The organism is Variovorax sp. TBS-050B (genome assembly GCF_029893635.1).
Taxonomy (GTDB): Bacteria; Pseudomonadota; Gammaproteobacteria; order Burkholderiales; family Burkholderiaceae_C; genus Variovorax.
Genome location: NZ_JARXYR010000002.1, coordinates 3,375,812 through 3,387,024, shown reverse-complemented (window position 1 = coordinate 3,387,024; position 11,213 = coordinate 3,375,812). Strand labels below are relative to the sequence as shown.

6 protein-coding genes are annotated in these 11,213 nt (G+C 70.8%); 5 read left to right on the top strand and 1 reads right to left on the bottom strand.

Annotated features, from left to right (window positions below; translation table 11 throughout):
- The first annotated feature begins 9 nt into the window (after positions 1–9).
- The 5 genes from M2165_RS18760 (at position 10) to M2165_RS18740 (ending at position 8,798) form a co-directional block, all read left to right on the top strand.
- On the top strand, positions 10–993 hold the full coding sequence (locus M2165_RS18760; protein ID WP_280816094.1) for a tripartite tricarboxylate transporter substrate binding protein: 984 nt from the start codon (positions 10–12) through the stop codon (positions 991–993).
- Positions 994–1,093: 100 nt separating this feature from the next.
- Complete coding sequence (locus M2165_RS18755; RefSeq protein ID WP_280816093.1) at positions 1,094–4,585, top strand: transglutaminase family protein; 3,492 nt, start codon at positions 1,094–1,096, stop codon at positions 4,583–4,585.
- Between the two features lie 176 nt (positions 4,586–4,761).
- Entirely contained in the window at positions 4,762–7,362 is a 2,601-nt protein-coding gene (locus tag M2165_RS18750) for a circularly permuted type 2 ATP-grasp protein (RefSeq protein ID WP_280816092.1), read from the top strand.
- A 6-nt stretch (positions 7,363–7,368) separates the two neighbouring features.
- Positions 7,369–8,343 carry a transglutaminase family protein gene (locus M2165_RS18745; RefSeq protein ID WP_280816091.1) on the top strand — a complete coding sequence of 325 codons (975 nt, stop codon included), beginning with the start codon at positions 7,369–7,371 and terminating at the stop codon, positions 8,341–8,343.
- On the top strand, positions 8,340–8,798 hold the full coding sequence (locus tag M2165_RS18740) for a RidA family protein (protein ID WP_280816090.1): 459 nt from the start codon (positions 8,340–8,342) through the stop codon (positions 8,796–8,798). The genes M2165_RS18745 and M2165_RS18740 overlap by 4 nt, the downstream gene beginning before the upstream one ends.
- 41 nt (positions 8,799–8,839) lie before the next feature.
- On the opposite strand, the gene M2165_RS18735 is transcribed toward M2165_RS18740, so the two are convergent.
- Entirely contained in the window at positions 8,840–11,209 is a 2,370-nt protein-coding gene (locus tag M2165_RS18735) for a phospholipase C, phosphocholine-specific (protein WP_280816089.1), read from the bottom strand.
- Positions 11,210–11,213 lie beyond the last annotated feature (4 nt).

Here is an 11,213-nt window from a genome sequence, read left to right as displayed (position 1 = left end):
GACGAAAAAATGAACGAGTTCCACCCGAACCGCAGGAAGCTGCTGCTGTCGGCCGCGGCCCTCGGCCTGCATCCGCTCGCCGCGCGCGCGGCGCAGGCGCCCTACCCGTCGCTCAAGCCCGTGCGGCTGATCGTGCCCTTCGCCGCGGGCGGCAGTTCCGACGTGGTGGGCCGCACCATCGGCGAATGGATGGCGAAGGACCTCCAGCAGACGGTGCTGATCGAGAACAAGGCCGGCGCCGCGGGCGCGATCGGCAGCGACTTCGTCGCCAGGGCCGAGCCCGACGGCTACACCCTGCTGCTCGTGGATGCGAACCACATGACCAATCCGGTGTTCACGCGCAACATCCCCTTCGATCCGGTGAAGGACTTCACTGCCGTCGGCGGCATTGCGAAGACGCCGCTGTTCCTCGTCTGCCGGCCCGACTTTCCCGCCACGTCCATCGCCGGGATGCTGGACCATGCGCACAAGCACCCCGGCAAGCTCAATATCGGCATCCCGGGCAACGGCAGCATCGTGTTCGAGATGATCCGGCACCTCGGCAAGGCCACGGTGACCGTGGTGCCGTACAAGGGCACTGCGCCCGCGCTGGTCGACCTCGTCGCGGGCCAGCTCGACCTGATGGTCATCTCCATCGCCTCGGGCGCGAGCTTCGTGAAGAACGGCCAGGTGCGCATGCTCGCGAACACGGCGCCGGTTCGCCATCCCGACTACCCCGACGTGCCGACCTTCGCCGAGGCAGGATTGCCCGGGGTGGAATACGAGCAGTGGTTCGGCATCCTCGGCCCCGCGGGCCTGCCTGCGCCGGTGTCCGCGCGCATCAGCCGGTCGATCGGCCACGCGCTCGCGCAGCCGCCGATGAAGGAGCGCCTGCGGGCGCTGGCGCTCGACCCCTATGAGGCCGATGCCGAGGCCTTCCGCGCGCGCGTCGAAGACGATGCGCGGCGCTGGAAGAAGCTCGCGAAGGAGGCGCACATCCGGCCCGTGGGCTGAAGCGGCAGCGGCGCCGGCTGGCGCATTCCTTGCATTCTTCTGGGCTAGTATGTGCCGGCCCGGCCCTCGCCGGCGCCTTCGAAGACCAGCCGGGAGAACCATGTCCATCCACGCCGCGCTCCACCACGTCACGCACTACAGGTACGACCGCCCGGTGCAACTGGGTCCGCAGGTCGTGCGCCTGCGCCCCGCGCCGCACTGCCGCAGCAACGTCATCTCGTATTCGCTGCGCGTCGAGCCCGAGAACCACTTCATCAACTGGATGCAGGACCCGTTCGCCAACTACCAGGCGCGGCTCGTGTTTCCGGAGAAGACGCGCGAGTTCAAGGTCACGGTCGATCTCGTGGTCGAGATGGCGGTCTACAACCCCTTCGACTTCTTTCTCGAGCCGCATGCCGAGAACTTTCCGTTCGCCTACACGCCCTCGCAGGCCGAGGAGCTCGCCCCCTACCTCGTGACCGAGGAACCCACGCCGCTGCTTGCGGCCTACCTCGCCAAGGTGGACCGCAAAGCGCAGCGCACCATCGACTTCCTGGTCCGGCTCAACCAGCAGGTCCAGCAGGACGTCAACTACCTGATCCGCATGGAGCCCGGCGTGCAGACGCCGGAAGAAACGCTCGCCAACGGCAGCGGCTCGTGCCGCGACTCGGGCTGGCTGCTGGTGCAGCTGCTGCGCCACTGCGGCCTGGCGGCGCGCTTCGTCTCGGGCTACCTGATCCAGCTCACGCCCGACGTGAAGGCGCTCGACGGCCCGAGCGGCACCACGGTCGACTTCACCGACCTGCATGCCTGGTGCGAGGTGTTCCTGCCCGGCGCGGGCTGGATCGGCCTCGACGCCACCTCGGGCCTGCTGGCCGGCGAAGGCCACATTCCGCTCGCCTGCACGCCCACGCCCTCGAGCGCCGCGCCGATCGAAGGCGGCGTGGACGAATCGGAGGTCGAGTTCGGCCATGAGATGAAGGTCACGCGCGTGCACGAATCGCCGCGCGTCACCAAGCCCTACACCGAGGACCAGTGGGCCGAGGTGCTGGCGCTCGGCGAGGCCGTCGATGCGCGGCTTGCGGCCGGCGACGTGCGGCTCACCATGGGCGGCGAGCCGACCTACGTGGCGGTGAGCGACCGCGATGCGCCCGAATGGAACACCGACGCGCTCGGCCCCACCAAGCGCGGCTACGCGACCGAGCTGGTGCACAAGCTGCGCGCCGAGTACGGCCAGGGTGGCTTCCTGCACTTCGGGCAGGGCAAGTGGTATCCGGGCGAGCAGCTGCCGCGCTGGGCGCTGTCGATCTTCTGGCGCGCCGACGGCCAGGCGCTGTGGGACGACCCCTCGCTCTTCGCCGACGAACGCGTGCCCACCCACTACACCAGCGAGGACGCGCGCCGCTTCACCGCGCTGCTGGCGCGCAAGCTCGGCATCACCGAGCGCTTCATGCTGCCCGGCTACGAGGACGTCTACTACTACCTCTGGCGCGAGCGCCGCCTGCCGGTGAACGTCGATCCCTTCGACTCCAAGCTCGACGACGAACTCGAGCGCGTGCGGCTGCGCCGCGTGTTCACGCAGAAGCTCGACGCGGTGATCGGCTACATGCTGCCGCTCGAGCCCGGCAACGCCGAGCGCGATGCGCCCGCGCTCGAAGGCCCGGGCTGGAAGACCGGCCCCTGGTTCCTGCGCGACGACCGCCTCTACCTGATCCCCGGCGATTCGCCGATGGGCTACCGCCTGCCGCTCGATTCGCAGCCCTGGGCCAGCAAGGGCGACTACCCGTACCTCGTCGAACGCGACCCGACCGCGCCGCGCGCCGCGCTGCCGAGCTCGGCCGACTATCGCGCGCGCCATGCCGCCGCGTCCGCCCGCGACCTCGGCGAGGTGCCCTACGACTTCGGCGCGCCCGAGGCGGTGCCCGCCGCGCTGCGCATGCAGTCGCCCGGCGATCCCGCGGCGGCCGGCGATGCCGCCAGCCATTTCGCCGCCCAGCAGACCACGCGCCAGCCGCGGCGCGGCGAGTCGGCGCACTGGGTCACGCGCACCGCGCTCTGCGTGGAGGTGCGCGACCCGCGCCGCGCCAACGGCCCCGCGGCCGAGAAGAAGGGCAGCGCCTCGGGCGTGCTCTACGTCTTCATGCCGCCGCTCGCGCGCCTGGAGGACTACCTCGACCTCGTCGCGGCCGTGGAGGCGACCGCGCGCGAGCTCGGCGTGCGCATCGTGATGGAAGGCTATCCGCCGCCGCGCGATCCGCGCCTGAAGATGCTGCAGGTCACGCCCGACCCCGGCGTGATCGAGGTCAACATCCATCCCGCGCACAACTGGAAGGAACTGGTCGCGCACACCGAGTTCCTCTACAACGCGGCCTTCGAGACGCGGCTGTCGGCCGAGAAGTTCATGACCGACGGGCGCCACACCGGCACCGGCGGCGGCAACCACTTCGTGTTGGGCGGCGCCACGCCCGCGGACAGCCCGTTCCTGCGCCGGCCCGAACTGCTCGCGAGCCTGCTGCTCTACTGGCACAACCATCCGTCGCTGAGCTACCTGTTCTCCGGCATGTTCATCGGCCCGACGAGCCAGGCGCCGCGCGTGGACGAGGCGCGCAACGACCAGGTCTACGAGCTCGAGATCGCGCTGCGGCAGATCGCGCGCAACCGAGAGATCCATGGCCAGCACATGCCGGCCTGGCTGGTCGACCGCACGCTGCGCAACATCCTGATCGACGTCACCGGCAACACGCACCGCAGCGAGTTCTGCATCGACAAGCTCTACTCGCCCGATTCGAGCACCGGCCGCCTCGGCCTGCTCGAGCTGCGCGCCTTCGAGATGCCGCCGCACGCCCGCATGAGCATCGTGCAGCAGCTGCTGATCCGCGCGCTCGTGGCGCGCTTCTGGAACGAGCCCTACCAGGCGCCCGTCACGCGCTGGGGCACCGAGCTGCACGACCGCTTCCTGCTGCCGACCTTCGTGAAGATGGACTTCGAGGACGTCATCGCCGAGATGCGGCAGGCCGGCTTCGCCTTCGAGGCCGAGTGGTTCGCGCCGCACCTGGAGTTCCGCTTCCCGCTCGTGGGCCAGGTGCAGGCCATGGGCGTGGAGCTGTCGCTGCGCAACGCCCTCGAACCCTGGCACGTGATGGGCGAGGAAGGCTCGGCCGGCGGCACGGTGCGCTACGTGGACTCGTCGCTCGAGCGCATCGAGGTGCGCGTGACCGGCCTCAACGAGAGCCGCCATGCCGTGACCGTCAACGGCAAGGTGCTGCCGCTGCAGCCCACGGGCACCGCCGGCGAGTTCGTCGCGGGCGTGCGCTACAAGGCCTGGAACCCGCCCTCGTCGCTGCACCCGACCATCGGCGCCCATGCGCCGCTGACCTTCGACATCGTCGACACCTGGATGCAGCGCTCGCTCGGCGGCTGCCAGTACTTCGTGGCCCACCCGGGCGGCCGCAACTACGACACCTTCCCGGTCAATGCCTACGAGGCCGAGAGCCGCCGCCTGTCGCGCTTCACGCGCATGGGCCACACGCCGGGGCCGATGCGCACGCCGCCGGCCACGATCGAGATCGTCGGCAGCCGCGAGTTTCCTTTCACGCTGGATCTGCGGCGCTGAAAGCGGGAACGGGGACCGAACGCAGAAGTCGCGAAGGTTCCGCAGAAGTCGCAGAGGAAAACCAAAAAATATTCCTTTTGGTTCTTTCTGCGACCTCTGCGTCACTTTTGTCTTTCTTCTGCGTTCGGCTGTTCGATCCCCAGCCCGCATGACGACGGTGTGACAATCCACCCCCTGTGGAACCCCTGAACGAATCCCTGTTCGACGCCCAGACGCCGGAATCGCCGGCCGCGCTGGCGTCGGCGCTCGCGCCCGCGGTGCGGCCCGGCCATTTCGACGAGCTGCGCGGGCAGGCGGCGCAGGCCTCGGCCGACAAGCCGCCGCTCACCCCGGCCTGGAACGCCTTCTTCGACCAGCTCGGCCCCGGCGGCTTCGCCGACCTTCCGCGGCGCGCGGTGAGCCTGGAGCGGCAGATCCGCGACAACGGCGTCACCTACAACGTCTATGCCGACGCCGACGGCCCGCAGCGCCCGTGGTCGCTCGACCTGTTCCCGCTGATCGTCTCGCCCGAGAGCTGGAGCCAGATCGAGGCCGGCGTGCTGCAGCGCGTGCGCGTGCTCGACCGGGTGATGGCCGACGTCTACGGCCCGCAGCAGATGCTCGCCGAAGGCCTGCTGCCCGACGCGCTGGTGCGCGGCCATCCGGGCTACCTGCGCGCGCTGCACGGCGTGCGGCCGCCCGGCGACACCTGGCTGCACATCGCGGCCTTCGACCTCGCGCGCGGCCCCGACGGCAACTGGTGGGTGGTGTCGCAGCGCACGCAGGCGCCTTCGGGCCTGGGCTACCTGCTCGAGAACCGGCTGGCGATCACGCGGCAGTTTCCGCAGGCCTTCGAGGCGCTGCACGTGCAGCGCCTGGCCGCCACCTACAGCGCGATGATGGACGGCCTGCAGCGCATGTGCCCGTCGGGCGCGCCGCCGCACATCGCGCTGCTGACGCCCGGCCCCTACAACGAGACCTACTTCGAGCATGCGTACCTCGCGCGCTACCTCGGCCTCACGCTGGTCGAGGGCAACGACCTCACGGTGCGCGACCAGCGGCTCTACCTCAAGACGCTGCAGGGGCTGCGGCCGGTGCACGGGCTCATCAAGCGGCTCGACGACCAGTTCCTCGACCCGCTCGAGCTGCGCCCCGACTCCACGCTCGGCGTGCCCGGGCTGCTGCAGGCGATCCGCGCGGGCAACGTGCTGGTGGCCAACATGCCGGGCTCGGCCTTCCTCGAATCGCCCGCGCTGCTGGGCTTCCTGCCCGGCCTCGCGCGCCGGCTGATCGGCGAGAAGCTCAAGCTGCCGGCGCTGCCCACCTGGTGGTGCGGCGAACGCGCGGCGCTCGAAGCGGTGCTGCCGCAGCTCGGCGAATGCGCCATCAAGCCCACCTACCCCGGCATCGACGGCCAGACCAGCTTCGACGCGGTGCTCGGCAGCAGGCTCGGCCGGCGCGAGCTCGACGAATGGGCCGGGCGCATCGTGCGCGACGGCGACGCCCACACGGTGCAGAGCTACCTGCCGCTGTCGCAGATGCCGACCTGGGCCAGCGACATGGGCCCGGGCCACATCTCGCCGCGTGCGATGCTCTTGCGCGTGTTCGCGGTGAGCGACGGTGCGCGCTCGTGGCGCGTGCTGCCCGGCGGACTCGCGCGGCTCGCGGGCCGCAATGCGCAGATCGCCTCGATGCAGCGCGGCGGCAGCAGCGCCGACGTGTGGGTGCAGACGCACGGCGAGGTCGACCGCACCACGCTGCTGCAGCCGCATGCCACGCCGGCCTCGCTCGCGCGCCATCGCGCGCCCGTGACCAGCCGCGCGGCCGAGAACATGTTCTGGCTCGGCCGCTACACCGAGCGTGCCGAGAACGCGGTGCGGCTCGCGCGGCTCACGCTCAACCTGCTGGGCAGCGAGGACCAGTCCTCGCGCCCGTTGCTCGACTGGCTGCACCGCATGGCGCTGCGCAATGCGCTGGTGCCCGCCGGCGTGCCGAGCGCGCCGCAGTCGCGGCGGGTGTTCGAGCGCGCGCTCGTGGCCGAGCTCGGCGACGTGGCGCGCGGCGGCAGCGTGGGCTTCAGCCTGCGCTGCATCCGGCAGGCGGCGGCCGCGGTGCGCGAGCGGCTCTCGCAGGACACCTGGAACCAGATCGTGCGCACCGAGGCCGAATTCCTGCGCCGTGCCGCCGAGCAGGCCGGCGAAGGCAGCTTCGCGACCGCCGCGGCGCTGCGCGCGCTCGAATCGGCCAGCACCGCGCTCGCCGCCATGACCGGCGCCCAGACCGACCGCATGACGCGCGACGACGCCTGGCGCCTGCTGTCGATCGGCCGCCACATCGAGCGCCTGGGCTTTCTCTCGAGCGCGCTCGCGGCCGGCTTCGACGGCGGCGCGGTGCACGAGGTGAGCGGCTTCGAGGCGATGGTGGCGCTGTTCGACAGCACCATCACCTTCCATGCGCGCTACCAGCAGCGGCGCGACGTCGCCACGCTGGTCGACCTGCTGGTGCTCGACACCGAGAATCCGCGCTCGCTGGCCTGGGTCACGCAGACGCTGCGCGGGCGCATCGCGCGGCTCGCGGGCAGCGCGCCGGGCAAGCTCACCGCGCTGTCGTACGAGCTGCCCGACCCCGCCACCTGGACGCTGGAGCATCTCTGCGCCACGGGCGACGACCCCGCCACGCATCCCGCGCTGGCGCAGCTGCTCGCCGGTTGCGAAACCGCGGCCTACCACGTGTCCGATGCCATCGGCACACGCTACTTCACGCTCACCTCCGAGTCGCTGCGCTCGGTGGGCGCCTGACGATCCATGCGCCTTCACGTCACCCACGAAACCCGCTACGCCTATTCGCCGCCGGTCGAGACCGCGCAGCACCTGGCCCATCTGAAGCCGCTGGTCACCGATTCGCAACGGCTGCTGAGCCACCGGCTCCTGATCGAGCCGGCGCCCGCGCAGCGCAACGAGGTGCCCGACGTCTACGGCAACACGCGCGCCTTCTTCGCGCTCGAGGCCACGCACGACAGCCTCGTGGTCACGGCCGAGAGCGTGGTCGAGACCTCGGTGCCGCAGCTCGCACCGGGCGTGGCGCGCGACCTGCCCTGGGAGGCCGTGCGCGAGCGCTTCCGCTACCGCAAGGGCGCCGTGTTCGATGCAGCCTCGGAGTTCGTCTTCCCGTCGCCCTACGTGCCGCGCCACGACGACTTCGCGGCCTACGCGCGCGCGAGCTTCGCGCCGGGGCGGCCCACCTTCGACGTGGCGATGGACCTGACCGAGCGCATGTACCGCGACTTCGCCTACGACGCCGACAGCACCGAGATCAGCACGCCCGCCGTCGAGGCCCTCGCGCAGCGCAAGGGCGTGTGCCAGGACTTCGCGCACATCATGATCGCCTGCTTCCGCACCATGGGCCTGCCCGCGCGCTACGTGAGCGGCTACCTGCTGACGCAGCCGCCGCCCGGCCGACCGCGGCTGGTGGGCGCCGACGCCTCGCACGCCTGGGTCTCGGTGTACCTGCCGGGCGAAGGCGACGGGCCCGGCAGCGCCGGCGGCTGGGCCGGCTTCGACCCGACCAACGGCCGCCAGCCGGGCGAGGACTACGTGGCGCTGGCCATCGGCCGCGACTATTCCGACGTCTCGCCGATGCGCGGCGTGCTGCACGGCGGCGCGCGCCACACGCTCGACGTGGGCGTGACGGTGCGGCCGGTCGAGGAGCTGCAGGCCCAGGCGGCGCAGTCACAATCGCAGACCACTCTTCCGCAACCCCCGCACAAGGATCCATCATGAGCGTTTACGACAAGCTTTCCAGCCTCGGCATCACCCTGCCCCCGGTGGCCGCGCCCGCCGCCGCCTACGTGCCCTTCGTGCGCACCGGCAACCTCGTGTTCCTGTCGGGCCACATCGCGAAGAAGGACGGCAAGGTCTGGGCCGGGCAGCTCGGCGCCGGCATCGGCACCGAGGAAGGCAAGCAGGCCGCACGCGCCATCGCCATCGACCTGCTCGGCACGCTGCATGCGGCCGTGGGCGACCTGAACAAGGTCAAGCGCATCGTCAAGGTGATGAGCCTGGTCAACTCGGTCGGCAGCTTCACCGAGCAGCACCTCGTGACCAACGGCGCGAGCGAATTCTTCGCCGAGGTCTTCGGCCCCGAGAAGGGCGCGCATGCGCGCAGCGCCTTCGGCGTGGCGCAGGTGCCGATGGGCGCCTGCGTCGAGATCGAACTGATCGCCGAAGTCGAATGACGACAGGGGCGGCGGCCGCCGCCCCGTAGCCGCTCAGCCGCTCAGAACCTGTCGGCCATGCCCATCGCCGGATCGCTCACCGTGTGGCGGCCGGTCTCGAGCCGGCCGGCAAGGCGCCGGTAGAAGGCGGCGTCGGCATCGCAGGTGACGGCCAGGTCGTACCACTGGCCGGCGTCGTCGAGGCTGAAGCGCATCGTGGTCTCGCCGCCGCCTTCGACGCGCACCGTCCAGTCGTCGTCGGGGCGGCCGCCGCCGTGGCCGTGCCCGAAGCCGCGGCCCTTGCCCGGGCCTTCGTCGCGGTCGCGGTCGCCATGCACCCAGCGCCCGCCGCCGAGCACCTTCGGACGCGGATAGGCCTTGTTCGACCGCACGGTGAAGACGGCATCGCGCCGCCCTTCGTTGCGCAGCTGCAGATAGAGATCGCCGCGGCGCGCGTCGTAGCCGACGCGGATCTCGGGCGCCGGTGCGCCGTTGGCGCGCAGCGGGTTGAGGTTGCCCTTGAACTGCCGGTGGTAGCCGTTGGGGCCGAGCACCCAGAGATCGTAGAGGCCGGCATCGTCGGTCATCGCATTCCACGCGCCTTCGAGGCGCTTGCCCGATTCGACCATGTAGCGGCGCGGCAGCCGGTCCGCGAGATGCAGCTTGTCGTAGACGTGGAACACCGCCGCGGCGCGTCCGCTGTTGGCGAACAGCAGCTGGATGCGGCCGTTCGCGATGTCGCTGCGCGCGCTGGTGTGCAGCTCGTAGGGCAAGGCGCGCGAGGGACGCACGCCGGTCGCCTGCTGCGGCAGCGCGGCATCGGCCGCGGGCACGATCTTCGGCAGCGCCTGCTGCTCGGCCGTGATCGCATCGACCTCGGCCTTGGTGCGGCGGCCGGCCAGCACGGGCAGCGGCTCGTCGTTGGGGCGGTCGAAGTTGAAGGCGCTCGTCAGGTCGCCGCACACGGCGCGGCGGTAGGCGCTGATCTGCGGTTCCATCACGCCGAAGCACTTCTCGAGGAACATCAGCGTCGAGGTGTGGTCGCAGACCTGCGAGTTGACCCAGCCGCCGCGGCTCCAGGGCGAGACCACCCAGAGCGGCACGCGCGGGCCGGGGCCGTAGGGCCGGCCGTCCCTGGCGGGCTGCTTCTCGGTGGCGGGCGTGAAGTCGTGGTACTCGACGGCCACGTCGGCGCTGGCCATGGTGGTGCCGCCCGCGAGCGTGCCGTCCGCTTCGCGCGAGGGTGCCGCGGGCGACGGCAGGTGGTCGAAGAAGCCGTCGTTCTCGTCGTAGTTGATGAGCAGCACGGTCTTGCTCCAGACCTCGGGGTTGGCGGTCAGCGCGTCCAGCACCTCCTGCACGTACCAGCCGCCCTTGACCGGACTCGACGGCCCCGGATGCTCGCTGTAGACCGAGGGCGAGATGATCCACGACACCGCCGGTAGCGTGCCGTTGCGGATGTCCTCGCGGAAGGTCTCGAGGAAGCCATGCGGCATCGTGTTGCCGAAGCCCTTGGCGAGCGGGCTCAGCGCATCGTCGATCGCCGGATCGTAGAACGGGCCCGCGGCCGTGACGGGCTGCGTGATGTCGGTCGCGGGCACGTAGACCGGGCGGCGCGCAGGCGGCATCTGCTCGACGGCGGCACGCCAGTGGCGGAAGCTCATCATCTCGTTGCAGCCGAAGTTGTCGACCAGGCTCTGGTAGACCTTCCACTTCACGCCCGCCTTTTCCAGGCGGTCGGCGTAGGTGGTCCAGGTCCAGCCTTCGGTGGAGGCGCCGATGTCGTTGCCGGCATTGAACTGGTTGTTGAGCGCCGCCACCGCCACGCGGCTGCCGTCGACCGGGCTGATGCCGTTCGGCCCGTTGGTGCCGCTCCAGTAGAAGAGCCGGTTGGCGATGGTGCCGGTGTGCATGCCGCAGTGGTAGTGGTCGCACAGCGTGAACGCATCGGCCAGCGCGCGCTGGAACGAAACCTCGGCGGCTTCGTAGTAGCCCAGCGACAGCAGGTTCTTCGCGTCGGGCCACTTGTACATGCGCCCGTGGTCCCAGGCGGCCTGCGAGTCCGACCAGCTGTGCGGCGTGCTGCCGGCGCGCTGTGCGTTGCCCTTGCTCTCGTCGAGGTGGTAGGGCACGTAGGTCGCCGGCGGCGTGACCTTGGTGTAGGTCTGGTGGAAGATGGTCTTGCCGTTGGGCGACGGCACGGCGAAGCGGTCGCCGAAACCGCGCACGCCCTTGAAGGTGCCGAAGTAGCTGTCGAAGGAGCGGTTCTCCTGCATCAGCAGCACCACGTGCTTGACGTCCTTGATGGTGCCGGTCTCGCGGTGCGCGGGAATCGCGAGGGCGCGGCGGATGCTCGGCGGAAAGGCGGCCAGCGTGGCGGCGGCGATGCCGGTGCCGGCAGCGCTCTGGAGGAAATTGCGGCGTGAGGTCATGGTT

Coding starts and splice junctions, on each gene's coding strand:
- M2165_RS18760 (WP_280816094.1), top strand. CDS start 10: ATGAACGAGTTCCACCCGAACCGCAGGAAGCTGCTGCTGTCGGCCGCG.
- M2165_RS18755 (WP_280816093.1), top strand. CDS start 1,094: ATGTCCATCCACGCCGCGCTCCACCACGTCACGCACTACAGGTACGAC.
- M2165_RS18745 (WP_280816091.1), top strand. CDS start 7,369: ATGCGCCTTCACGTCACCCACGAAACCCGCTACGCCTATTCGCCGCCG.
- M2165_RS18740 (WP_280816090.1), top strand. CDS start 8,340: ATGAGCGTTTACGACAAGCTTTCCAGCCTCGGCATCACCCTGCCCCCG.
- M2165_RS18735 (WP_280816089.1), bottom strand. CDS start 11,209: ATGACCTCACGCCGCAATTTCCTCCAGAGCGCTGCCGGCACCGGCATC.